This window comes from Pseudomonas sp. Q12-87 (assembly GCF_001269755.1).
Classification (GTDB): Bacteria; Pseudomonadota; Gammaproteobacteria; order Pseudomonadales; family Pseudomonadaceae; genus Aquipseudomonas; species Aquipseudomonas fluorescens_S.
In genome coordinates this window covers 33,644-58,800 of record NZ_LHVI01000010.1, presented here as the reverse complement: position 1 = coordinate 58,800, position 25,157 = coordinate 33,644, and the positions used below count along the sequence as shown (strand labels likewise).

General features: G+C 62.2%; 21 protein-coding genes. 7 read left to right on the top strand and 14 right to left on the bottom strand.

What is annotated here, in order from left to right:
• Window positions 1-194: 194 nt before the first annotated feature.
• Window positions 195-554: a hypothetical protein gene (locus tag AD663_RS05085; RefSeq protein WP_053213381.1), complete on the top strand. Its 360-nt coding sequence runs from the start codon at window positions 195-197 to the stop codon at window positions 552-554.
• Between the two features lie 170 nt (window positions 555-724).
• Window positions 725-1,345 (top strand): flavin reductase family protein, encoded by a 621-nt coding sequence (locus AD663_RS05080; protein ID WP_003178499.1) that lies wholly within the window; start codon window positions 725-727, stop codon window positions 1,343-1,345.
• A gap of 86 nt (window positions 1,346-1,431) precedes the next feature.
• Here AD663_RS05080 and AD663_RS05075 read toward each other — a convergent pair whose 3' ends face one another.
• Together AD663_RS05075 and AD663_RS05070 are read right to left on the bottom strand one after the other, a co-directional pair.
• Window positions 1,432-1,665 carry a hypothetical protein gene (locus AD663_RS05075; RefSeq protein ID WP_003178497.1) on the bottom strand — a complete coding sequence of 78 codons (234 nt, stop codon included), beginning with the start codon at window positions 1,663-1,665 and terminating at the stop codon, window positions 1,432-1,434.
• Between the two features lie 43 nt (window positions 1,666-1,708).
• Window positions 1,709-2,062, bottom strand: a complete 354-nt coding sequence (locus AD663_RS05070) for a putative quinol monooxygenase (RefSeq protein ID WP_003178494.1) — start codon at window positions 2,060-2,062, stop codon at window positions 1,709-1,711.
• A gap of 328 nt (window positions 2,063-2,390) precedes the next feature.
• Here AD663_RS05070 and AD663_RS05065 point away from each other — a divergent pair, with 328 nt between their 5' ends.
• Window positions 2,391-3,320 carry an AraC family transcriptional regulator gene (locus AD663_RS05065; RefSeq protein WP_003178492.1) on the top strand — a complete coding sequence of 310 codons (930 nt, stop codon included), beginning with the start codon at window positions 2,391-2,393 and terminating at the stop codon, window positions 3,318-3,320.
• A 162-nt stretch (window positions 3,321-3,482) separates the two neighbouring features.
• Here AD663_RS05065 and AD663_RS05060 read toward each other — a convergent pair whose 3' ends face one another.
• The 6 genes from AD663_RS05060 to AD663_RS05035 form a co-directional block, all read right to left on the bottom strand.
• Window positions 3,483-4,538 (bottom strand): ABC transporter ATP-binding protein, encoded by a 1,056-nt coding sequence (locus tag AD663_RS05060; RefSeq protein WP_003178490.1) that lies wholly within the window; start codon window positions 4,536-4,538, stop codon window positions 3,483-3,485.
• 15 nt (window positions 4,539-4,553) lie between these two features.
• Complete coding sequence (locus tag AD663_RS05055) at window positions 4,554-5,402, bottom strand: ABC transporter permease (protein ID WP_003178488.1); 849 nt, start codon at window positions 5,400-5,402, stop codon at window positions 4,554-4,556.
• On the bottom strand, window positions 5,399-6,307 hold the full coding sequence (locus AD663_RS05050; RefSeq protein ID WP_003178486.1) for an ABC transporter permease: 909 nt from the start codon (window positions 6,305-6,307) through the stop codon (window positions 5,399-5,401). The genes AD663_RS05055 and AD663_RS05050 overlap by 4 nt, the downstream gene beginning before the upstream one ends.
• Window positions 6,308-7,053: 746 nt before the next feature.
• On the bottom strand, window positions 7,054-8,157 hold the full coding sequence (locus tag AD663_RS05045; protein WP_003178483.1) for an ABC transporter substrate-binding protein: 1,104 nt from the start codon (window positions 8,155-8,157) through the stop codon (window positions 7,054-7,056).
• 216 nt (window positions 8,158-8,373) lie between these two features.
• Window positions 8,374-9,822 carry an aldehyde dehydrogenase family protein gene (locus AD663_RS05040; protein WP_053213380.1) on the bottom strand — a complete coding sequence of 483 codons (1,449 nt, stop codon included), beginning with the start codon at window positions 9,820-9,822 and terminating at the stop codon, window positions 8,374-8,376.
• Window positions 9,819-11,456, bottom strand: a complete 1,638-nt coding sequence (locus AD663_RS05035) for a 5-guanidino-2-oxopentanoate decarboxylase (RefSeq protein ID WP_053213379.1) — start codon at window positions 11,454-11,456, stop codon at window positions 9,819-9,821. The genes AD663_RS05040 and AD663_RS05035 overlap by 4 nt, the downstream gene beginning before the upstream one ends.
• Before the next feature lie 160 nt (window positions 11,457-11,616).
• Between AD663_RS05035 and AD663_RS05030 the strand changes: the two genes are divergently transcribed.
• Complete coding sequence (locus tag AD663_RS05030) at window positions 11,617-12,498, top strand: LysR substrate-binding domain-containing protein (RefSeq protein WP_053213457.1); 882 nt, start codon at window positions 11,617-11,619, stop codon at window positions 12,496-12,498.
• A 182-nt stretch (window positions 12,499-12,680) separates the two neighbouring features.
• Here AD663_RS05030 and AD663_RS05025 read toward each other — a convergent pair whose 3' ends face one another.
• Window positions 12,681-13,700 (bottom strand): alpha/beta fold hydrolase, encoded by a 1,020-nt coding sequence (locus tag AD663_RS05025; protein ID WP_003178475.1) that lies wholly within the window; start codon window positions 13,698-13,700, stop codon window positions 12,681-12,683.
• A 307-nt stretch (window positions 13,701-14,007) separates the two neighbouring features.
• Entirely contained in the window at window positions 14,008-16,320 is a 2,313-nt protein-coding gene (metE, locus tag AD663_RS05020) for a 5-methyltetrahydropteroyltriglutamate--homocysteine S-methyltransferase (RefSeq protein WP_053213378.1), read from the bottom strand.
• A gap of 107 nt (window positions 16,321-16,427) precedes the next feature.
• On the opposite strand from metE, the gene metR reads away from it, so the two are divergent.
• Entirely contained in the window at window positions 16,428-17,345 is a 918-nt protein-coding gene (metR, locus tag AD663_RS05015) for a transcriptional regulator MetR (RefSeq protein WP_003178472.1), read from the top strand.
• Between the two features lie 233 nt (window positions 17,346-17,578).
• Here the strand turns inward: metR and AD663_RS05010 are convergent, their stop codons facing one another.
• From AD663_RS05010 to AD663_RS04995, 4 genes are all read right to left on the bottom strand, one after another.
• Window positions 17,579-18,076, bottom strand: a complete 498-nt coding sequence (locus AD663_RS05010) for a GNAT family N-acetyltransferase (protein WP_053213377.1) — start codon at window positions 18,074-18,076, stop codon at window positions 17,579-17,581.
• Entirely contained in the window at window positions 18,073-18,711 is a 639-nt protein-coding gene (locus tag AD663_RS05005) for a LysE family translocator (RefSeq protein ID WP_053213376.1), read from the bottom strand. Before AD663_RS05005 ends, AD663_RS05010 begins: the two co-directional genes overlap by 4 nt.
• A gap of 17 nt (window positions 18,712-18,728) precedes the next feature.
• Complete coding sequence (locus AD663_RS05000) at window positions 18,729-19,145, bottom strand: NUDIX domain-containing protein (protein WP_053213375.1); 417 nt, start codon at window positions 19,143-19,145, stop codon at window positions 18,729-18,731.
• Window positions 19,146-19,364: 219 nt separating this feature from the next.
• Window positions 19,365-20,729 (bottom strand): HD domain-containing phosphohydrolase, encoded by a 1,365-nt coding sequence (locus AD663_RS04995; RefSeq protein WP_053213374.1) that lies wholly within the window; start codon window positions 20,727-20,729, stop codon window positions 19,365-19,367.
• A gap of 227 nt (window positions 20,730-20,956) precedes the next feature.
• Here AD663_RS04995 and AD663_RS04990 point away from each other — a divergent pair, with 227 nt between their 5' ends.
• Window positions 20,957-23,248, top strand: a complete 2,292-nt coding sequence (locus AD663_RS04990) for an EAL domain-containing protein (RefSeq protein WP_053213373.1) — start codon at window positions 20,957-20,959, stop codon at window positions 23,246-23,248.
• On the top strand, window positions 23,245-25,119 hold the full coding sequence (locus AD663_RS04985; RefSeq protein WP_003178456.1) for a bifunctional diguanylate cyclase/phosphodiesterase: 1,875 nt from the start codon (window positions 23,245-23,247) through the stop codon (window positions 25,117-25,119). Before AD663_RS04990 ends, AD663_RS04985 begins: the two co-directional genes overlap by 4 nt.
• Window positions 25,120-25,157: the final 38 nt, after the last annotated feature.

Here is a 25,157-nt window from a genome sequence, read left to right as displayed (position 1 = left end):
CACCGCACCCTGGTTGCATGTGATCGGAGACCCGCGCGACGTTCGCCCCAATGGGCAGGCGATTTAATTGGGCCCCGCTTAACATCTACTTAATCGATTAAATTCAGCATTATTTTGCGCTTTTTAATCGATTTAATTGGCGTAGCATTCAATCCATGCAAGACACATCGCCAACGAACCTGGAGTAACAAATCATGAAAACCAAACTGATTCTCGCCCTGACCCTGTCCGTACTGGCCGCCCACACCTTCGCTGCCGACGGCTTCGACAAAACCGGTACCGCCTCCTTTGGCTCCGGCGCCAGCGCTGCCATCGAACGCAGCCACGCGGGTAGCCACGCCGCCGATGGTTTCGACAAGACCGGCACCGCCGACGCCATCGCTGCCGATGGCTTCGACAAGACTGGCACCGCTGACGCCATCGCTGCCGACGGCTTTGACAAGACTGGCACCGCTGACGCTATCGCCGCCGACGGCTTCGACAAGACTGGCACCGCTGACGCCATCGCTGCCGATGGCTTTGACAAGACCGGTACTGCCGAAGCAATCAGCTGATTGATGAAGCTCATGCCAAAGGATCGCAGCCTTCGGTAGCGCTGTCGGGTGGGCTGGCCCGCTGGCCGCGACCACAGGCTGCGATGTTTTTTGCGTAATCCAATCTGGAAATAAAAGGCTGCGCCTTGCACTATTGGCCGCCTACGAAGGCTCTTCCAGGACACCCGCTAATGCCCGATGACATCCATTTCTACGAACCCGCCAACGGCCACGGCCTGCCTCACGATCCGTTCAATGCCATCGTTGGCCCGCGTCCCATCGGCTGGATTTCCTCGCAGGATGCCGAGGGTCGCCTGAACCTGGCGCCCTACAGTTTCTTCAATGCCTTCAATTACATTCCGCCGATCATTGGTTTCTCCAGTGTCGGGCGCAAAGACAGCCTGAACAACATCGAACAGACCGGCGAGTTCGCCTGGAACTTGGCCACTCGCCCGCTGGCCGAGCAGATGAACCAGAGCTGCGCGATGGTGGCGCCTGAGGTCAACGAATTTGAGCTGGCCGGCCTGACGACAGCGGCGTCACGGGTGATTCGCGTGCCGCGGGTGGCTGAAAGCCCGGTGTCTTTCGAATGCAAGGTTACCCAGATCATCCAGTTGCAACGGGCGGACAAAGGGTTGGTGCCGAGCTGGCTGATTCTCGGCGAAGTGGTCGCCGTGCACATCGCCAAGTGGCTGCTGAAGGACGGGGTGTACGACACCGCCGCCGCCGAGCCGATTCTGCGCGGCGGCGGGCCGGCGGATTATTTCCAGTTGGGGCCCGAGGCGTTGTTCAAGATGCATCGCCCGAAGTAAGCGACACGGCTCTCAAGAAGAAACAGCAACCTGTGGCGAGGGAGCTTGCTCCCTCGCCACAAAAGCCCTACCGGGTGATCGTGTCGCTACCAGACCAACCCACCATCCTCGCTGACACCCTGAAGATGGGTGAGCTGTACGGCAGCGGCGTCGTCGGCTTCGGTCGCGGTCTTGAACGCCTGGTCTTCAAGTACCTTGTTGAAACGTGGTGCGCCGGAGCCGCCGATGGCCTTGGTGGCTATGGCCGCATGGTAACCACCGCCCTCCTTGGGAACGACAGCGGAAACAGCTTCAAAGGTTTCAAAGGCTTTACGTGCCATGTCTTGTGCATCCTGGCGGTGGAAAATGACGCTCATTAAACCTTCAACCGGCCAGTTTGTGTACCTGCGCCAGGCACCCTTCGGTCGCCTGGGCGGCGGACACTTCCCTGAACGTATGGAAGTCCAAGCTGCTCACCACCAGGTCTTGCACCAACTCGGCGAAAATCGCCATGGCCGGGGAATTGAAGTAGGCGTCCATCGCCGGCTGGTTGACCCACAACCCGGATACCAGCCACAAGTCAGCGTCGCATTGCGATTGCTGCAAGGCAAAGTGCAGGCAACCGGGGGCCTGGCGAGATGGCGCGATCAGCCTGCCCAACCGTGCGCCCAATTGCTTGGAGCAACCGGCACGGGCGCGTACAAAGGCCATGTGACTGACGGGGATATGTGTAGTCATGTTCAACCCTCCCAGGTCATCCGTTGTGCAGCCGGGAACAGGCTGCGACAGGATCAAAGGTTAAGCGCCACGACGCCAGCCTCGTTAGTCGATTCCTGCCGACCCGTTGCACAATCCTGCGTGTCGACTGGAAAAAAACGGCCGGCCACCCAACGACGATCCGGGAAGTTGAAACAAAAGGTTTCAAGCAAGTTTCGTCCATATTGCAACGTCATGGCCCGACACGCGGTGCAGGATCAGGCAAGCTTTCAACAGGATGTGGCTACCGCTGCTTCTTGCACAAACATAAGATTTGTTCATCGCTCCCTATTTGCTGAGGATCCCGGCAATGTCGCCGCTCGACCACGCCCACGTCCCGCTGGACACGTACCTGGAACAACAGCGCGCCGAACTGGCGTCGATCATCGACCGCAACACCAGCGAAGACGGCAGCTACGCCACAGCCATCGGTTCGCTGAACCTGTCGCGCCACAGCAAGCCGCAAAGTTTCGCCCCGGTCCTGGCGCAACCGGCGCTGTGCGTCATGGCCCAAGGCAGCAAGCAGGTGCGCCTGGCCGACGAATTGTTCAACTACGATCCGCTTCATTACCTGGTGGTCTCCGTGTCGATGCCGTTGAGCGGCTGCATGGCCCACGCTACGACCGAACAGCCGATCCTGGCCCTGCGCCTGGACATCGACCCGGCGGAAATCACCGCGCTGATCGCCGACGCCGGCCCCCTGGGCGTACCGACCCGCCCCGCCGGGCGCGGCCTGTATGTCGAGCGCCTGGACACGCCGATGCTCGACGCCGTGCTGCGCCTGGCGCGGCTGTTGGACACGCCGAAAGACATCGCTATGCTCGCGCCCTTGGTACGCAGGGAAATTCTCTATCGCCTGCTGCGCAGTCCACAGGGCTTTCGGCTGTACGAAATCGCCATCGCCAATAGTCAGAGCCATCGCATCAGCCAGGCAATCAAATGGCTCAACGGCCATTTCGAACAGCCGCTGCGCATCGATGACCTGGCCCGGGAAGTGAACCTCAGCGTCTCGACCCTGCATCATCGCTTCAAGGCCATGACTGCCATGAGCCCGCTGCAATATCAGAAGCAACTGCGCCTACAGGAAGCCCGACGCCTGATGCTGGCCGAAGGGCTGGAGGCCTCGGCGGCGGGGTATCGGGTGGGCTATGAAAGCCCTTCGCAGTTCAGCCGCGAATACAGCCGGCTGTTCGGCGCACCGCCGCTGCGGGATCTGGCGCGGTTGCGGATGACCGTCTGAGCTGAAGTTTGTGTAGCGTTTTCTGACCTCTTCGCGAGCAAGCCCGCTCCCACAGTTGATCGGTTGTGAACAAAGAATCTGTGTTCACTGAAGATCCCCTGTGGGAGCGGGCTTGCTCGCGAACGCGCCAGTCAAGACAACTCATCTTTCGAGATGATGAACTCAGGCACCCAGCAACCGACACGCCTGCGCCGGTATGGTCACCGACACCGCATGGCCGATATCCAAGTTCATCCCCTGGCATGGCGTGCTCAACGCCGTGAACGAGACCCCGGAACACTGCACCGTGGTTTCGATGGTCGCGCCGATATCCCGCACGAACGTCACCTCACCCAGCAAGCGATTGCCCGCCGAGGCCTGGGGCGAGGACAGTTGCAGGTCTTCGGGGCGCACCAGCAGCTTGATCTTCTCCCCGGCGTTGATGCTGTTGCTGGCCGGCACGTCCAGCGCGTCCCCACCCGGCAATCCCACGCGGCCGTTGCCCAGTGTGGTGGCGGGGAAAATATTGCCTGAGCCGATGAAGTCGGCGACGAATTCGTTGGCCGGGTGCCGGTAGATCTCGATCGGCGTGCCGACTTGCTGCACGCGATGCTCCCCCAGCACCACCACGATATCGGCCATGGTCATGGCTTCGCGCTGGTCGTGGGTCACCAGAATCGTGGTGATGTTCAGCCGTTGCTGCAGTTGACGGATCTCCACCTGCATCGACTCGCGCAGCTTCGCATCCAGGGCCGACAACGGCTCGTCCAGCAGGAGGATTTTCGGCCGGGCGGCAATCGCCCGGGCAATCGCTACCCGCTGGCGCTGGCCGCCGGAGAGTTTCGCCACGGGCCGGTCGATCATCGCCTGGAGTTGGATCAGTTCCAGCAATTCCACGACCCGCGCCTGTTGCTCGGCCTTGCCCACGCCCCGCAATTTCAGCGGATAGGCAATGTTCTCGCCGACCGTCATGTGCGGGAACAATGCCAACGATTGGAACACCATGCCGAAGTTGCGCAGGTGTGCCGGGGTATGGCCGATGTCTTCGCCATCCAGGCGGATTTCACCACCGCTGAGGCTTTCCAGGCCGGCGATCATGCGCAGCAGCGTGGTCTTGCCGCACCCCGAAGGCCCGAGGAAACACACCAGCTTGCCCTCGGGCAAATGCAGGTTCACATCCTTTACCGCGCAGGCCGAGCCGTAATGTTTCTCGACGTTTTCCAGTATCAGTCCAGTCATGTCTTCACCTCGAAATCAAAAGGAAACGCCGCCCTCGCCCACCAGTTTCTCCAGCGCCCAGATCAGCACGAAGTCGATCAGCACGATGAGCACGGCAAACGAAAAAACGGTGGGGTCCAGCGACGACACGGTGCGGCTGTACATCCAGATCGGCACGGTCATGACGTCGATGGTGTAGAGGAAATAGGTCACGGTGAATTCGTTGAACGAGACAATGAACGCCAGCAGCATCCCGGCGAGAATCCCCGATTTCATCAACGGCACCACCACATCGACGATGGCCCGCCGTGGCGTCGCGCCGAGCATTCGCGCGGCTTCTTCGACTTCACTGCCGATGCCGAGCATGGCGGCGGTGCAGTTCTTCACCACGAACGGCAAGGCGAGGATGACGTGGGCAATGACCAGGCGTGAGGTGGTCATTTGGAACGGCAGGCTGTCGAACACCAACAGCAGCGCCAACCCCAGCACCACCATGGGAAACACCAGCGGCAACGACATCAATTGCAGCGCCACGGCCTTGCCGCGGAACTCGCAACGGGTCAGCGCATAGGCTGCCGGCACCGCGATCAGCGTGGCGAAGATCATGGTCAGGCAGGCCACCAGCAGGCTGGTGCCCATGGCCTGGCCCAGGCTCAGTACGTCGCTGGCATCCGGCGAGACAAAGGTGTGCCAGGCGGCCCGATACCATTGCAGGCTGTAGCTGCTCGGCGGGAAATCCAGGTTCGCCGCGCCGCTGAAGGACATGACGATCATGGTCAGGATCGGCAACACCGCCAGTAGCAGAATGAAGCCTGACAGCAACCCCACGGCCCGTCCGGTTTCGCCGGGCAATAGCGACTGGCGTTTGTGACTCGACGCGCTCATTGAGAAGCCTCCAGCATCCGCCGACGGCGGCCGGTGAAATATTCGGACAGGGTCATGATCATCAGCGTGGTGACAATCAGCACCACCCCGGCGGCGGACGCGGCCGGCCAGTTCATCAGCGGGGCGATCTGGTCATGGACCATCACCGCCAGCATCGGCACCCGTCGACCGCCAAGCAGCAACGGCACGACAAAGCTGCTGGCGTTGTAGGCAAACACCAGCGTCGCGCCAGTGATGATGCCGGGCAGGCTCATGGGCAGCACCACTTGGCGAAACACCTGGAAGCGACTGGCGCCGAGGGTCGCGGCGGCCTCTTCATAACTGCGGGCAACGCCGCGCATGGCGCTGGCGATGGGCAGCACGGCCAGCGGGAACGCGGTCTGGACCAGGCCCATCAACACGCCATTCTGGTTGTACAGCAGCATGATCGGTCGTTTGATCAGACCCAGGCCCATGAGGGCTTGATTGAGCATGCCGGCAGGGCCGAGGATCACCAGCCAGCCGTAGCTTTGCAGCAGCAGATTGACCAGCAGCGGCAACAACACCGCCGCCAGGAACACCCGCCGCAACAATGGCGAGGCCAGCCGCGACATGGTGTAGGCCACGGGAATCGCCAGCAGCACGGCGATTACCGCGCTGATCAAGGCCAGGCGCAAGGTCAGCAGCAGGGACTTGAGATAGTAGGGTTCCAGCAACTGCCCATAACTGGCGAGACTGAACCCACTCCACTCCGCGCCCTTGGTGCCGACGCTCATGCGCAGCACCAACAGACTGGCGGCGATCAGCACACCGAGAAACAACATCGACGGCGACAGGAAAACCCATGCACGGGCGGTAGGTGAAAGATCCCGCGAAGCAGGCATTGACGCCACACTGCGCGATTGAATCAACGGTTGGTGTTCCATGGCAAAGTCTCGTCAGAGGAAAACGACAGAACAAACACATTTTCAAACCAGCTCAATTCCAATATCTCCATCGACTGACCCTCCGCTTTCGCGAGCAAGCCCGCTCCCACATTGGTTCTGCGGCGACCACAAAAATCATGCATCTCCCCTAATCCCCTGTGGGAGCGAGCTTGCTCGCGAAGGCGGCAGCACAGCCAACATCTCCATCAACTGACCCACCGCTATCGCGAGCAAGCCCGCTCCCACATTGGTTCTGCGGCGGCCACTAAAACCATGCATCTCCCCTAATCCCCTGTGGGAGTGAGCTTGCTCGCGAAGGCGGCAGCACAGCCAACATCTCCGTCAACTGACCCACCGCTTTCGCGAGCAAGCTCGCTCCCACATTGGTTCTGCGGCGACCACAAAAACCATGCATCTCCCCCAATCCCCTGTGGGAGCGAGCTTGCTCGCGAAGGCGGCAGCACAGCCAACATCTCCGTCAACTGACCCACCGCTTTCGCGAGCAAGCCCGCTCCCACACTGGTTCTGCGGCGGCCACAAAAACCATGCATCTCCCCCAATCCCCTGTGGGAGCGAGCTTGCTCGCGAAGGCGGCAGCACAGCCAACATCTCCATCAACTGACCCACCGCTATCGCGAGCAAGCCCGCTCCCACATTGGTTCTGCGGCGACCACAAAATCATCCATTTCCCACGCTGGTTCTGCGGCGGCCACAGAACCCTGCATTTCCCACAGTGGAACTGGGTATCAGGAGGAGAAGATTTCCGTGTAGCGGCGAATCCACTGGTCATGCACCGTCGCCAGGAAGGCGTTGTCGTGCATGATCGCTTTGTCGGCGATTTGCTCCGGGGTGAGGATGTACGGGCTCTTGCGCGCTTCGCTGGAGATGATGGCCTTGGCGTTGACCGGGCCGTTGAAGATGTCTTCGGCCATCTTGCCCTGCACCAGCGGGTCGAGGGAGTGGTCGAGGAAGGCGTAGGCCAGGTCGGTGTCGCCGGGGCGGTTCTTGGGCATGACCGAGAGCATCAGGTCGGTGTAGAAACCTTCCTTCATGCCGAACGTCGCGCCCAGGCTGTAGGCCGGGTCGCGGATCTGCTTGGGGAAAAACGCCGGTGCGTACAACCCGCCCATGTCCAGGGAGCCCGTGCGGAACAGCTCGGCGATCTGGTTGGGATTTTCCCCCAGGGTCACCACCCGGTCCTTGAGCTCGGCGAGTTTCTTGAATCCGGGTTCGATGTTGTGTTCGTCACCACCGGCCAACTTGGCGGCGATGATGATCAGGTCCATGGCCTCGGTCCAGTTCGGCGGCGGCAGGAAAATGTTCGGCGCCAGGTCTGCGTCCCACAGTGCCGCATAACTGTCCGGCGCCTGTTTCAAGGTACGGGTGCTGTAGACCAGGCTGTTGCACCACAGCAGGTAGCCAATGCCGTGGCCGCCCGCGCCGGTGCGGTATTGCGGTGGTACATCGACCAGATTGGGGATGCGGTTGAGGTCGGGCTTTTCCAGCAGCCCGGCGGCGGCCAGGCCCTCGGCGCCGACGCCGGCCAGGGTGATGATGTCGTACTGCGGCCGGTCGCCGCCGGCCTTGAGCTTGGCGACCATTTCCGAGGTACTGCCGGTGCGGTCGGCAATGACCTTGGCCCCGGTCTTGGCCTCGAAGGTCGCTGCGATGTTGCGCAGCGCCGCCAGCCCGGTGTCATCGGACCAGGTCAGCAGGCGCAGGGTCTTGCCGACGAAGCGCGTATCGCTGGCCCGGGCACTGATGAACGGCACGCTCATGGCGGCCGCCGCGACCGAAACCACACTTGCAGTCTTGATGAATTGACGTCTGTTCAGATCATGCTCGCCCATGGAGGACTCCCTTTGTTTTTTTAAGTATGAGGTGGGTCAAAACCGTTGCGCCCGTACCCGTCGACGCCGACAAAAGCCCCGTAATGCAAGGGCTTCGCCGGTGTCCAGGGCCATCCTGAGGTTGTGCAAAATCCCTGACTATCGATAAAAACTCATTGAAGCCATGTTCCTGGCGCATGCCTTTTTTCGAGGCATGCATGACCTCATACCGTGCCGTCAGACGGCCCGGATGACATGCTTGATCTCCTGGAATGCCGCCAGTCCCCAAGGCCCCAACTCGCGGCCCAGACTGCTCTGCTTGTAGCCGCCCCATGCTGCCTGGGGAAAAATCACCTGGGGTGCGTTGATCCACACCAGCCCTGCCTGCAAAGCGTTGGCCACCTGTTCGGCCGCCTCGATATCACGGCTGACAACACTGGCCACCAGGCCGAAACGGCTGTCGTTGGCCAGGGCAATCGCCTGCGCCTGGGTGCTGAAACTGCGCACACACAGCACCGGCCCGAAAATCTCCTCGCACCACAACGCACTGTCCAAGGGCACATCGGCAAAAATCGTCGGCTGTAAAAAAAAGCCGCGTGGCAGATGGGCCGGTCGCTGACCGCCGCACACCAGCGTCGCCCCGGCGCTCAAGCCGCGGTCGATGTGCCCCAGCACCCGCTGGTATTGCGCCTGATTGACCAGCGCGCCCATCTCCACGTCCGGGTCGAACGGGTCGGCCACGCGGATTGCCTCGGCACGCGCCTTGAGCCGGTGAAGGAATTCGTCGACCAACTCCTCGGCAACCAGTACACGGCTGGTGGCCGAACACATCTGCCCGGCATTGAAGAAACCGCCGCCACAGGCCAGCTCCACCGCCAGGTCCGGATCAGCGTCGGCCAGCACCAGCAGGGACGATTTGCCGCCCAGTTCCAGGCTCACGCCCTTGACCGTTTCCGCCGCCCGTTGCATCACTTGCACACCGACGGCGTTGCTGCCAGTGAAGGAGACTTTCGCCACCCGTGGGTCCGCCGCCAGCGGCGCGCCAACCGCCAGGCCCGTGCCGCAGACCAGGTTGAACACCCCGTCAGGCAAGCCGCATCCGGCGATGATCGAAGCCAGTTCCAGCTCCGGCAATGGCGTGACTTCCGACGGTTTGAGCACCACGCAGCAGCCGGCAGCCAAGGCCGGCGCGAGTTTCCAGGCGGTGGTGACCATCGGGAAGTTCCACGGCACGATCAAGCCGACCACACCACAGGGTTCGCGGCGCAGGCGCGCGCTGAAATCATCGCTGGGCAATGGCAGCGAACTGTCTTGGCGGGCGTCCAGGCCCTCGGCCAGTTCGGCGTAATATTCGAAAGTCGCGACCACGTCGTCGACATCGATGGCCGCTTCGAACAGCGGCTTGCCGTTGTTGCTCGATTGCAGGTGCATCAGCCGCTCGCGACCGTCTCGCACGCCGCTGGCGATCCGGCGCAAGATCGCGCCGCGTTCAGCACCGGTGGTCATCGACCATTGGCCGAAAGCCCGGGTCGCGGCGTCCAAGGCCTGGTCGACGGCGTGCTCATCGCCGCCATGCACCGTGGCCAGCAGCGCCTCGGTCGCCGGGTTGATCACCCGCAAAGGTTGATTGCCAGCGGACCACTGGCCATTGATGTACAACCCGTCCTGAGTGGTAAGCGCGCTCATTTCGACACCTCCAGCATCCAACGGGCCTGATCGATTTCAATCAGGGTCGGGCCTTGTCGGTCGCAGGCGGCGAGCAATGCGGCGTGCAGTTGCGCCACGTCACCGATGGCTTCGGCGGCGCAACCCAGGGCCTTGGCGACCCCGAGGAAATCCGGGGTGTAGATGTCCACGCCCACCGGCTCGATGGCGCGGTTGACCATGTATTTTTTAATCTCCTCGTAGCCCTGGTTATTCCACAACAGCACGATCACCGGTGTGCGCGCTTCCACGGCGCTGGCCAGCTCCGGCAGGGTGAACTGCAACCCGCCGTCACCGATCAGGCACACCACGGGCGGGCGGTCATGACCTTGGCCCTGGCCGCCGAGCCAGGCGCCGATGGCCGCCGGCAGCGCATAGCCGAGCGTGCCGTAGCCGGTGGACGAATTGAACCAGCGCCGTGGCTGCTCGGGGTTGAACGTCAGGTTGCCGGTGTACACCGGTTGCGTGGAGTCGCCGACAAAAACCGCGTCAGGCAGTGCCTGCAACACGGTGTCGAGAAACAGGCTCTGGGCCCGCGTCGCAGCATCCCAGCTTTCTGCAAGGTCGGCACGCAAGCGAGCCGCACGGGCCGGGCCCCACTCCTTGTGGCGCTCGGCCAAGGGTTGTCGGCTCAGCTGCTCGAGCAACGCTTGCGCGGCACTACGGGCATCGGCTACCAGCGCCAAGTGCGGCGGGTAATTGCGCACGGTCTGGTCCGGGTCGATGTCGATACGCAGCAACGCACCGGGAATCTCGAAACCACCGGCGAAGCTAATGTCGTAGTCGGTCTCGGCCAGCTCGGTGCCGATAGCCAGAACCACATCGGCCTCCGCCACCAGTGCGCGGGTGGCGACCAGGCTCTGTGTCGAACCGATCAGCAACGGATGGCGCGAGGGCAGCATGCCTTTGGCATTGATAGTCAGCGCCACCGGGGCGCCGAGATGTTCGGCCAGTTCGGTCAGTTCGGCCGCTGCGTCGATGGCACCACCACCGGCCAGGATCAGCGGCCGCCTGGCCGCCGCCAGCTTGGCAGACATGAGCGCCACGGCGTTCGGCGCGGCGCCGGCGCGGCTGATGTTCACTGGCGAACTGGCGAGCAACGCGTCGGCGTCTTCCACCAGCACGTCCAACGGAATTTCAATGTGCACCGGCCGTGGCCGCCCGGCCTGGAACAAGGCAAAAGCCCGCGCCAGCACGCCGGGCAACTCGGCGGCAGACATCAGCGTGTGGGAAAACGCCGCCACGCCGCCTACCAGCGCAGCCTGGTTCGGCAGTTCATGCAGCTTGCCGCGTCCGCCGCCCAACTGGCTGCGCGATTGCACACTGGAGATCACCAACATCGGGATCGAATCGGCGTAGGCCTGGCCCATGGCGGTGGTGATGTTGGTCATGCCAGGGCCGGTGATGATGAAGCACACGCCGGGCTTGCCGCTGACGCGGGCGTAGCCGTCGGCCATGAAACCTGCGCCCTGTTCATGACGAGGCGTCACGTGACGGATGCTTGAACGGGCCAGCCCGCGGTACAACTCAACGGTGTGCACGCCGGGGATGCCGAACACCTGCTCCACGCCATAACCTTCGAGTAACTTGACCAATACTTCGCCGCACGTCGCCATTGCCACTGCCCTTCTTCTTGTCTTGGACGGGGCATCCGCAGCACGCTGCGAGGCCCTTGTTTATCCTTGGGAATGGCGTTATTGGAACGGGCAGGCCATAGCGGCAACAATGGATAAAAAGTCATACTAGCCATGTCCTTACGTCATGGCTTGGATCCAAATGAAACGACTTCCCCCGCTGCCCGCGCTGCACACGTTTCTGATCACGGCCCAATGCTGCAACTTCACCCGGGCTGCCGAACAACTGCACATCACTCAAGGGGCGGTGAGTCGGCAGATTGCCGGGCTGGAGGATCACTTGGGCTATGCGCTGTTCCAGCGTCACGCACGGGGCCTGAGCCTGACCACTGAAGGCCAGGCGTGGCTGCCGCGGGTGCAGCAGGTGTTCAGCCTGATCGGCGAAGCGGTGGAGCAAGTCGGCGAGAAGCGCCAGACCCTGCAACTCAAGGCCCCGACCTGTGTGATGCGCTGGCTGCTGCCACGCCTGTTGCTATGGCAGAAGGAACGGCCGGACGTGCCGGTGGAACTGACCACCACCGTCAGGCACGGCGTGGATTTCCAGCGCGAGACTTTCGACGCGGCGGTGGTCTACGGCCCGCCGCCGGATGAGCCGCTGGCCTGCCTGCACCTGTTCGATGAACAACTCACGCCCGTCTGCTCCCACACGATTCTGGAAGGCCCCGTGCCGCTGCGTGAACCTGCCGACCTGCAGCAACACCTGCTGCTGCACCCGACCCGTGACGAGCGCGACTGGAACGCCTGGCTCGATGCGGCCGACGTGCACTTGAGCAATGTCAGCAAAGGCCAGCATTTCGAAACCCTCGACCTGGCCATGTCCATGGCTTCCCAGGGCACCGGCGTGGCGATTGGTGATTGGTCGCTGATCGGCGACGACCTGAGCGCCGGACGGCTGGTGATGCCGTTCGAGCTGAAGGTCAAGACCGGGTTGGGCTATCACTTGGTGCATCCGCGCAAGCCCCAGGCATCGGGGCCGTTGCAGGAATTGATGGGGTGGCTGGTGGCGCAGGCTCAGGCGCGGTAGCGCCAACCATCCAGATATCGAGGATGGACGGAACCGTGGCGAGGGAGCTTGCTCCCGCTGGGTTGCGCAGCAACCCCTGGGTTCTGCCTGGGGCACCGCGGCGACAAGTAGATGATGGGTCTGCTGCGCAGCCCAGCGGGAGCAAGCTCCCTCGCCACATAAATCGCACCAGCCTCAAGTGGTCACAGCAGATTCGGCGCCTGCACCGGCTCGATCTGCGCCCAGTGTGAGGCGTCTTCGCGGTGCTGCTTCAGATACGGCAGCACCGCCCCCAGCAATGGCGCCTTGAACGCATCCTGGAACCGATGGGCAAGGCCCGGGATCAGCTTCAGCTGACTGCCCTGGATGTGCGCCGCCAGATGTACGCCATGCATTACCGGCAGCAACGGGTCGGCGGTGCCGTGGACGACCAAGGTGGGCACTCGCAGCTGATTGAGCAATGCCACCCGGCTGGGTTCGGCCATGATCGCCATGATCTGGCGCTTCACGCCCTCGGGGTTGAAGGCTCGGTCATAGGCCAGGGCGGCCTGATGCAACAGTGCCTCACGGTCGTCGACCACCATCGGGCTGCCCAGGGCGGCCAACAGATCGGCTTGCTGTTCCAAGGCCATTTCGCGATTCGGCGCACCACGCCGGGATAACAATTGCACCAGGCGTTCGCTGGGCGCGGGCAGGCCCTGGGCGCCGGAACTGGTCATGATCAGGGTCAGGCTCTCGACCCGCCCTGGCGCCATGGCCGCCATGTGCTGCGCGATCATCCCGCCCATGCTCGCCCCCAATACATGAAAGCGTTGCACACCCAACGCATCCATCAACCCCAGCCCGTCGTCGGCCATGTCGGTCAAGGTATACGGCGCGTCTACAGCCAGGCCAAGCTTGTAGCGCAGGGCTTCGAAGGTCAGGTTGGCGCTGCCGGGCGCCTGGCGCCAGGTCGACAGACCCACGTCGCGGTTGTCGTAGCGAATCACCCGGAAACCCTGTTCACACAAGGCCACCACCACTTCGTCCGGCCAATGGATCAACTGCCCGCCCAGGCCCATCACCAGCAGCAGCGCCGGATCCGACGCACGGCCAATGCTCTGGTACGCCAGGCTCACCTGGTCCAGATCGACCCGTTGGGTCGCGACGTTGACATCACAACGAGAAGCCGCAAACGACGGCAAGCCGCAGAACAAAGCGGCCAGGAAAATGAATACACGCATGAACAAACACCAAAACGCAGGACTCCAGTAGAGCGCGAGTCTGATGAAGTTTGTTCAAGCGCGCTGCCACAGTTGCGTGACAGTTTGATGAAGATTGCCCAGTGGTTACTTTTGAAGCTATGTGGGCCCTCTGTGGCGAGGGAGCTTGCTCCCGCTGGACCGCGAAGCGGTCCCAAAACGCTTCAACCTCGAAATATGATCAAGGCATGGAATTTTGGGGCTGCTGCGCAGCCCAGCGGGAGCAAGCTCCCTCACCACAAAAAGCTCCCTTGCCAGAAACATGGTGTTCGGCCACAACATCCGAGTCTCAAGCCAACTGACTACGCAACTGCCGGGCCGCCGCGACCATGTTCACCAGCGCCGCTTCCGTCTCCGGCCAGGCCCGGGTTTTCAAGCCGCAGTCGGGATTGACCCAGAGCCGTTCGGGGGCGATGCGCTTCGCGGCTTTGCTCAGCAATGCAACCATCTCGGCCGTGTCCGGCACCCGTGGCGAGTGGATGTCGTAGACGCCCGGGCCGATGTCGTTGGGGTAGTCGAAGGCCTCGAATGCGTCCAGCAGTTCCATGGCCGAACGCGAGGTCTCGATAGTAATGACGTCGGCGTCCATGGCGGCGATGGCCTGGATCACGTCATTGAACTCGCTGTAGCACATGTGGGTGTGGATCTGGGTTTCATCGCTCACGCCCGACGCGCTCAAGCGGAAAGCCTCCACGGCCCAGTCCAGGTATTCCTGCCATTGTCCGCGACGCAGCGGCAAGCCTTCGCGAAACGCCGCCTCGTCGATCTGCACGATCCTGATCCCGGCCTTTTCCAGGTCCACCACTTCGTCCCGCAGGGCCAAGGCCAGTTGTTGGGCCTGGACCTGGCGTGACACGTCCTCGCGGGGGAACGACCACATCAGCATGGTCACGGGGCCAGTGAGCATGCCCTTCATGACTTTGTCGGTGAGGCTTTGCGCATAGCGGATCCAGTCGACGGTCATGGCCTTGGGTCGGCTGATGTCACCGTAGATGATCGCCGGCTTCACGCAACGCGAACCGTAGCTCTGCACCCAGCCGAAACGGGTAAAGGCGTAGCCGTCCAGTTGCTCGGCGAAATATTCCACCATGTCATTGCGCTCGGCTTCACCGTGTACCAGCACATCCAGGCCCAGGCGTTCCTGGATCTGCACGGCATGGCGAATCTCGGTGTGCATGGCGTCCTGATAATCGTCGGCCGAAAGTTTGCCTTGCTTGTAGGCCTGGCGTGCCAGGCGAATCGCCGGGGTCTGCGGGAAAGAACCGATGGTGGTGGTGGGAAGCGCCGGCAACTTCAGCCGCACATGCTGCTGTTCGATGCGTTGGGCAAACGGTGAACGCCGCTGGCTGTCCTGGGGGCCGATCGCCGCCAGCCGGGCCTGGACTTCAGGTTTGTGAATGCGAGTCGAGCGGGCGCGGCTGGCCTGTACATTCTGGCTGTCGGCCAAGGCCTGCCGAACGGCGGGCGCCTGCGGATCGTTCAGCGCATCGCGCAACACGGCCACTTCCCCGCACTTCTGTACGGCGAAGGCCAGCCAACTCTTGAGTTCGGGATCGAGGCGGTCTTCACGTTCCAGGTCCACGGGGCTGTGCAGCAGCGAGCACGAAGTGCTGACCCACAGGTTATCGCCAAAACGCTCCTGAGCCGGTTGCAATTGCACCAGCGCCTGCTCCAGCTCGCAACGCCAGACGTTGCGCCCGTTGACCAGGCCCACCGAGAGAATCTTGTAGGTCGGCAGGCGGTCCAGCACCTGACCCAGTTGCTCCGGTGCGCGCACCGCGTCGATGTGCAAGCCGTCCACCGGCAGGCCCACCGCCAGGCCGAGGTTGTCTGCCAGGCCACTGAAGTAAGTCGCGACAAGTTTTTTCAGCGGCGAGTACTGAAGGATGTGATAAGCCCGCTCGAAGGCGCTTTTCCAGGCCTGGGGCAGGTCGAGGGTGAGGATCGGTTCATCGATCTGCACCCACTCCACGCCCTGGGCCTTGAGGCGATTGAGGATTTCACCGTAGACCGGCAGCAGGCGCTCCAGCAGGTCGAGCTTGTCGAACGCCGCCCCCTTGGCCTTGCCCAGCCACAGGTAGGTCAGCGGGCCGATAATCACCGGCTTGACCCGATGCCCTAGGGCGTGGGCCTCATCGACTTCGTCGAACAACTGCGTCCAGCTCAGGGCGAAAGTCTGGTCGGCGGAAAACTCCGGGACCAGATAGTGGTAGTTGGTGTCGAACCACTTGGTCAGTTCCAGGGCGTGTTGCGTGTGTCCGTGGTCGGCGGCGCAGCAACTGGTTGTGGCGCCACGGGCCATGGCGAACAGGGTGTCGAGGGTCGGTTGGCCGTCGGAATCCAAAGTGTTTTGGAAGCGCTGCGCAACGGCGCCCAACGCCAAGGTGTGACCGAGCACTTGGTCGTACCAGGCGAAATCCCCAACGGGCAGCAGGTCGATGCCGGCGTCTTTCTGCAATTGCCAATGCCGGGCCCGCAGTTCACGCCCTACGGTCTGCAATGCGGCCTGCGCGAGGTCGCCCTTCCAGTAGGCTTCAAGGGCTTTTTTCAATTCGCGGTCGGCGCCGATGCGGGGGAAACCGAGGGTGTGGGCCAGGGCCATGGTGTGAGTCCTCCTGTAAAAGATGGCGCCATTGTCGACAGCCGGGGCTACATGAGACAAACTCAACGTTTTCGTGTTGATCACAAGTTTTACTCATGGAGCCCGCGGTGCTTGAAATCCGTCACCTCAAGACGCTGCATGCCTTGCGCGAAGCCGATAGCCTGGTGGAAGCCGCCGAACGCCTGCACCTGACCCAGTCCGCCCTATCCCATCAGTTCAAGGAGTTGGAAGAGCGCCTGGGAATGCCGTTGTTCGTGCGCAAGACCAAGCCGGTACGGTTCACCAGCGCCGGCCTGCGCCTGTTGCAACTGGCCGACGCTACCCTGCCCTTGCTGCGCGGCGCCGAACGGGACATTGCCCGATTGGCCGGCGGCACCGCCGGGCGCCTGCACATGGCGATCGAATGCCACAGTTGCTTCCAATGGTTGATGCCGACCATCGACCAGTTCCGCGACGCCTGGCCGGAAGTCGAGCTGGACCTGGCCTCGGGCTTCGCCTTCGCCCCGCTGCCGGCCCTGGCCCGGGGCGATCTGGACCTGGTGGTGACTTCCGATCCGCTGGAACTGGCGGGCATCACTTATGTGCCGCTGTTCACCTACGAAGCGATGCTCGCCGTCGCCAACCAGCATCGCCTGGCAGGCAAGCCCTACATCGTGCCCGAGGATCTGATCAGCGAAACCTTGATCACCTACCCGGTGGAACGGGACCGGTTGGACATCTTCACCCGCTTCCTGGAGCCGGCCGACATCGAACCGGCCCAGGTGCGCACTTCTGAACTGACGGTGATGATGATGCAACTGGTCGCCAGCGGCCGAGGTGTGTGCGGCATGCCGCACTGGGCGCTGCATGAATACAGCTCACGGGGCTACGTGAAGGCCAAGCGCCTCGGGGAGAAAGGTCTGTTTGCCACGCTCTACGCGGCGGTGCGCACCGATATGCTCGATGCACCGTACATGCGCGACTTTCTGCTGACAGCCAAGGACACTTCATTCTCGACACTGGATGGGGTCAGTGCCGTTCGGTGAGACCGAGTCGTTCCAATCGCGAGCGAGCCCGCTCCCACAGGGATTTGCTGGGTGGCATTGATCGTGTTCACAGCACAAATCCATTGTGGGAGCGGGCTTGCTCGCGAAAGCGGTGGGTCAGGCAGCGCTGCTTGCGACTGATACGCCGCCTTCGCGAGCAAGCCCGCTCCCACAGGGGGGATCCGCAGTGCTTTAGCCCCCTTGCCACAAAAGCTCAACGGTCATGAAAGGTTTTAGAGTTCAAGCCACATGTGGATTTTGTCGAAGTATTCGTCGCCCACGCAAATCGCCTGGGGCTCGAGGCCGTAGAGCACGAAGCCGCAGCGTTGGTAGAGTTTGACGGCCGGGTCGTTGCCGGCGGTGACGGTCAGTTGCACCAGGCGCAAAAAGGCATGGCGGCGGGCTTCATCGATCGCCGCTTGGACCAGTTGATAACCGAGCCCCCGATGACAATGGGCCTCGGTGACGTACATACCGAACAACAGCGCCTTGTGCCGGGCTTTTTCCCGGGGTTCCAGGGCCAGCCCGACAATACCCACCAGTTCTTCCTCCACGAACGCCCCCAACAACACATCGAGCCGGCTGGTCAGGCGCGATTCCCACCAATTGATGGGCAACGCGGCCCGCTCGCGGGTGCTGGAGGTGAAGGCTTGGGGATGAAGCGCGTAGGCCTGGAGCATCAGCTGGCGATATGCCTGGGCATCCACGGCCCGCAGCCGTCGAATGTTCACGCCGAACGCCGCTGCTCAAGCATCAGGCGCAGCGCCAGCGCCCCCAGGACAAAGCCCATGAAGTAGCGCTGCGCAGCCAGCCAGGTGGGGTTGTGGACGAACCACGAGGCAATGCCCGCCGCGAACAAGGCAATCAGCAGGTTAACGCTGAAACTGACGCTGATCTGGGTCAGCCCCAGGATAAGGCTCTGGCTGAACAGCGAACCGTGTTCGGGGCTGATGAACTGCGGGAACACCGACAGATAGAACACCGCGATCTTCGGGTTCAGGGCGCTGGTGAGAAAGCCCATGGTGATCAGCTTGCGCGTCGAATCGACCGGCAGTTGCTGGGCCTCGAAGGGCGAGCGTGCGCCCGGCTTCACGGCCTGCCAGGCCAGCCACAACAGGTACAGCGCACCGGCCCATTTCAATACTTCATAGGCCACGGGCACCGCCAGGAACACCGCCGTCAGCCCCGCCGCCGCCGCGAACATGTGCACGAAGAACCCCGCCACCACCCCCAGCAGGGACGTGACCCCGGCCTTGCGACCCTGGCAGATCGAGCGGGAAATCAGGTAGATCATGTTCGGGCCGGGTGTCAGCACCATCAGCAAGGCGGCAGCGGCGAAAATCAGCAGGTCCGGCAACGCAATCATGAGCATAAATCCTTGAGTCAGCAGATCACGGGATGGGTGGCTCGATAGAACGGCAGGATCACCTGCCCTGTCAACGGTGCCAGGAAAAGACCGCCGTCACCCGCCGGGTCGATCCAGCGGACTTCCTCGATTTCGGCGGCGGGAGAAACCACAGCGTCGATGTTCAGCAAAAACACTTCAGCCTGCACGATGAAACCCGGCTCGTTGGCGGCCTGGGCGCTGAACGGCCCCAGATAGCGGGCCTGGGCCGGGTCGATCTTCAGTCCAAGCTCTTCATCCAGTTCCCGGGCCAGGGCCTGGACCGGTTGTTCATGGGCCTCGATCTTGCCGCCCGGTTGCATGAAAGCCAGGGTATCGCGCTTGCGTACCAGCAGGGTTCGACCGTCCGGCCCGATCAACAGGGCGGCGGCGATGCGGATGATGGAAGTGCTCATGGAGGGTCGAAGCCTTGGGCAGAAAAATGCCAGGAAGGTTACAGACCCTGGCGGCAGGAGCAAAGCCTGGCGCCGGATCTGGCCCCATACACATCCCCCTGTGGGAGCGGGCTTGCTCGCGAAAGCGGCGTATCAGTCACCCAATGTATCGACTGACATTGTGCCTTCGCGGGCAAGCCCGCTCCCACAGGGAGGATTGCGTCGCTCGTCAAATCCGCTTCACCCCAAAATCGGCTTCGGCACCGAAGGATCTTCTTCCTCCGGCTTCTTGACGAACACGCTGTACCGGGCTCCTTCCATCGATTCGAAGGCGATGAGTTTATCCACCAGCGGACCGTTCAGGACCTTGCCGGCATTGAGCAGCAGCATGCCGTTGTCGGCGTTGAGGTTGCGTGCCAGGATCATGCCGGCCTCCAGTTCCCGGGTGCTCATGACCTGCACCGTCGGGTCGGACAAGGTCACATCTTCAAGGTATTCACCGCACGCCTTGATGAAGTCCTCGATCAAGGCAGGGTCGTACAGCTTGCCGGCGTAGTTGCGGATGTAGACCAGTGCTTCGTCGCTGTTCATCTGCCGCTCGAGGATCAGCCCACGTTGCAGTTCGATGAAGTCCACCGCCAGCTTCAGCAGCCGCGAACCGAACGGAATAGCCTCGCCCTTGAGGCGATCGGGGAAGCCGCTGCCGTCCCAACGTTCCTGGTGATGCAGGATGATCCGCGCCGCGTCTTTCATCGGATCCAGGGTCATCAGCAGCGACTCGCTCTGCTTCGGATAGGCCCGGTATAGATCGAGCTCACTGTGATGCAGCATGTCGGCAGGCGTGACCATCATGTTGTCGGTCCAGCTCAGTTTGCCGATGTTGTAGAGCGCCGCGGCCATGGTCAGGTCGCGGTCGGTGGATTCGTCGAGGAAATGCAGCCGGCTGTAAACCCTGATCAGCTCGATGATCTGCCGGTTGGTCTGCTTGGCCTTGGGCAGGCGCAGGTTGGCGATCAATGAGAACACTTCGGTGCTGGTCACATAGCTGCGCTTGAGCTCGTCATAGGCCAGGTCGAGCATGTCGGCGGTCTGTTGCAGCTCGGAAGTACGCGAGGCCACGCGCTTTTCCAGGGTCGCGTTCAGTGTCTTGAGTTGCTGGTTCTGCTCGCGGTTCAGCGCTTCGAGGCGCTGGCGCTCGCTTTCGGAATGCTGGTGGGCCAGGGCCTGGCGCAGGGCCTGCACCAGTTCCTCGTCATTCCACGGCTTGCTGAGGTAGCGATAGAGCTGCCCCTCGTTGATGGCCTTGGTCATCATGTCCACGTCGGCGTAACCGGTGAGAAGGATGCGCAGCGTCGAGGGATAGAGCTTGCGGATCTGTGCCAGCAGCGTCGCGCCGTCCATGTTGGGCATGCGCGCATCGGTCATCACCAGGTCAACCGGCCGTTCCTTGAGGATTTCCAAGGCCTTGGCGCCACTGTCGGCCAACAGGATTTCATACGGCTGGCTGCGCAATAACCGCCGCAGGCTATTGAGGATCGACTCTTCATCATCGACCAACAACACCGTGGGCTTATTAACCGGAACGTCCGGCGTCTGATCTTCCATTACAACCCCCTCCTGTTCACGACAACTGTTCTACCTTACCCCCAAAAGACAGGCTAGTAGATTGCGAAAATTTAGAAACAATTTGCCATCACCGACCGGCGCATCCCGATGAGACGACTATGCTGTACCCCATGAAGGGCCAAGTACAGGCCAGAATGCTCATGCCAGCGAAAGGGATATCAGATGTGCCCACGTTTCTTTAATCAGCATCTTCGCGGCGTACGGCCATGAGCCTGCCGATGGAGAAAACCAATCGGCGGATCCTGATCGTCGATGACACCCAGACGATCCATGAGGATTTTCGCAAGATCCTCAGCCCCGATTCGCACCCAGAGGACCGCCTGAGCAGTGCCGAAGCGGCCTTGTTCGGCGAGCCAATAGCGGTTTCTGCCCAGAACTTCGTGCTGGATTCAGCCTTCCAGGGCATGGAGGCCCTGAACAAGGTGGAGTCGTCGCTCGCCCAGGGGCAACCCTACGCCATGGCGTTCATCGACATGCGCATGCCCCCCGGCTGGGATGGCCTGGAGACCATCGAACGGCTGTGGCGCGCCGACCCCAAGCTGCAAGTGGCGCTGTGCACCGCTTATTCGGATTATTCCTGGGAAGACATCGCCCAGCGCCTCGACCTGGGCGATCGCCTGCTCATCCTGAAAAAACCCTTCGATGCCATCGAGATCCGTCAGATGGCCAGTGCCCTGACCGTCAAATGGCAGATGACCGAAGACGCAGCATTGAAAATGGACATGCTCGAACGGGCGGTGCAGGAGCGCACCCGTGAGCTGGCCGACGCCAATATCATCGTGCAGAACAGCCCGACCATCCTTTATCGCCTGCGGGGCGAGCCACCGTTCGCCTTGATGTACATCTCCCATAACATCACCAAGTTCGGCCATGTCGCGGCGCAACTGATCAACGCGCCGGACTGGGCGCAGATCCTGATCCATCCCGATGACCAGGGCAAAGTCGACGAAGCCATGGTCCGCGTCCTGGACCGGGACAACGCGGGCGCCTCGATCGAGTTCCGCATGCGCACCGGCGACGACACGTTCCGCTGGGTGGAGAACCGCTACATTCCGGTGCGCAACGAGCAGGGCCTGCTGCTTGAGGTCGAAGGCATCATCCTGGACATCACCGAACGCAAGCTGGCCGAAGAGAAAATCGCCCTGCTGGCCCGCACCGACGGCCTGACCGGGCTGGCCAACCGCGCCACCGTGATCGAGCGCCTGCACCAGGCCTTCGCCGCGGCGCGCCGGGGAGCCGCGCCATTTGCGATGTTTTACCTGGACCTGGATCACTTCAAGCGAATCAACGACACGCTGGGCCATCCCATCGGTGACCTGCTGCTGCAGGAAGTCGCTGCGCGGATCAAGGCCTGTACCCGGGAAAACGACGTGGTGGCGCGCCTGGGTGGCGACGAATTCGCCATCCTGCAACTGGACGTCCATGAGGCCACGCATTGCGCCGCGCTGGCAGCGAAGATTCGCGACACGCTGGTGGCGCCCTATTCCCTGGACGGCAACGACGTGCGGATTTCCGTGAGCATCGGCATTGCCCTGTATACCCCACAGAGCCTGAGCGCCGACAGCCTGATGGCGCAGTCCGACATGGCTCTGTATCGCTCCAAGGAGAAAGGCCGCAACCAGTACCATTTCCATAACGAGGAGATCAACCAGGAAGTCACGGACCGGGTCGCCCTGGCCAGTGACCTGCGCCAAGCCATCGAAAACAACGAACTGCACCTGCATTATCTGCCCGAAGTCGACCTCGGCACCGGCAAGATCCTCGGCATGGGCGTGCAAGTGCGCTGGAACCACCCCCAACGTGGCTGGCTGGAACCGAAGTCATTCATGCCGGCCGCCGAGAAGACCGGCATCATCATCGGCCTGGGCCATTGGGTGCTGGACCAGGCCTGCCAGCAGATGCGCCAATGGCGCGACCAGGGCATGGCGCCGCCGGTGATCGCCATCGACCTGTCGCTGACCCAACTCAAGACCGGCCCGGAACTGATCTACGACGTGCTGCGCACCACCGCGCGCTGGGAGCTTGCACCCTGGGACCTGCGTTTCGACGTTACCGAGGCGACCCTGGCCCAGACCAAGTGGACCCACAACGATGTGCTGCCGCGCCTGTGTGAACTGGGCGTGCAGATTGCAATCGATGACTTCGGCACCGAGTACTCCTCGTTCGATTACCTCAAGACTTATCGGGTCAACCACCTCAAGCTTGCCCAGCGTTTTCTCGACAGCGCCAACGCCGACCCCGAGAACGCCACGACCCTGCGGGCGATCATCAACTTCGCCCGGGACGTGGGCATCGGCATCATTGCCGAAGGCGTCGAGACCCAGGAGCAACGCACCACGCTGATGTCCAGCGGCGGGGCGATGCAGGCCCAGGGGCACTATTTCAGCACCGTGGTCGACAGCGGCCAGGCCGCCGAACTGCTCAAGGCCGGCAGCATCGTCCCGGTGACGGACAACTGGACCCGGCCGCCGAGCCAGCTATCGGAGAGCATCCCATGAACCCGATGTCGGTACCTGCCAACCGGCGAATCCTGGTGGTGGATGACACACCGGCAATCCACCAGGACTTTCGCAAGATCCTCAGCCCCAGCGCCGGCGTCGACGATTCGCTGGACGACACCGAGAGCCTGCTGTTCGGCACGGCCCAGGTCAGTCGCCTGCAATTCCAGATCGACTCGGCCTATCAGGGTGAAGAGGCGCTGGAACTGGTCAAGCGCGCCCAATCCGAAGGCCAGCCTTATGCGTTGGTGTTCGCCGACATGCGCATGCCACCGGGCTGGGACGGCCTGCAAACCATCGAGCGGCTGTGGGAGGCCGACCCGCGCCTGCAGATCGCGTTGTGCACGGCGTTCTCGGACTACTCCTGGGAAACCATGTCCGAACGGATCGAGTTCGACGATCAGTTGCTGATTCTCAAGAAGCCCTTCGACACCCTGGAAATTCGCCAGATGGCCAGTGCCATGACCTGGAAATGGCAGTTGGCCCAGGATGCGGCGAGAAAAATGCGCAGCCTGGAGCGCACCATAGAAGAGCGCGTCCAGGAACTGCTCAAGGTCTCGCACCTGCTGCAATACGACGTGCTCACAGAGCTGCCCAACAGCATGTTGCTGGGCGATCGCCTGACCCAGAGCATGGCCCAGTGCCGCCGGCACGACCGGCAACTGGCGGTGATGTTCATCGGCCTGGACCGTTTCAAGCGCATCAATAACGCTTTGGGGCATCCGGTGGGCGACGAAATGCTCAAGCGGGTCGCCAGGGTGCTGGCGACCGTGGTGCGCGAATCCGATTCGGTGTTCCGCTATGGCTCCGATGAGTTCGTGGTGGTGCTGGGAGACGTCGTCGACCCGCAACAGACCAAGGGCGTGGCCGACAAGTTGCTGGCGGCCATCAGCGCGCCCCAACCCATCGACGGCCATGACCTGACCGTCACCGCGAGCCTGGGCATCAGCGTCTACCCGACCGACGGTTTCGACGCGGTGGCGCTGATCAAGAAAGCCGAAACGGCGATGCGTAACGTCAAGGAGAACGGTCCCAACGACTACCGATTCTTCACCGAAGACATGAACCGCCGGGCCCGGCAGCAACAGACCATCGAATCGGGCTTGCGCCTGGCACTGCAACGCAAGGAGTTCTTGCTGCACTACCAGCCCAAGCTCGACCTGACGAGCGGCAAAGTGGTCGGCGTCGAAGCGCTGGTGCGCTGGAATCGACCGGATACAGGCATGGTCTACCCCTCGGATTTCATTCCGGTGGCCGAGGACAGCGGGCTGATCGTGCCGCTGAGCCAATGGGTGCTCCAGGAAGCCTGCCAACAAGCCTGCCGCTGGCAGGCCGAGGGGATGCGCCCGTTGTACCTGTCGGTCAACGTCTCGGCCATCGACTTTCGCCAGCGCGGCTTCGTCGAAGGCATCGCCCGCACCCTCAAGGAAACCGGCCTGGACCCGACACAGTTAGAACTGGAGATCACCGAAAGCGTGCTGATGCAAAACGTCGATACCACCGTCGGCATCCTCAAGGCCATCAAGCAGTTGGGGGTACGACTGGCCATCGACGACTTCGGCACAGGTTATTCAAGCCTCAGCTATTTGCAGAAATTTCCGGTGGACGTATTGAAGATCGACCAGTCGTTCGTAGGCGACCTGAGCATCGACAGCAACGACGCCAAACTGGTGAGTACGATCATCAGCCTGGGCAAGAGCTTGAACCTGCACATCATCGCCGAAGGCGTGGAGACCCGTGAGCAGCTGGAGTTTCTCAAGGTCCACCAGTGCGAGGAGGCCCAAGGGTACTACTTCAGCAAAGCGGTGGAGCCCCAGGCCTTCGCCCAATGGATGACTGAGTGGGAGCTACGCCAGAACCCGTTTTCGTGAACACCCGAGTTTCCTCAACCAAAGTTTCAAGGAAAGCA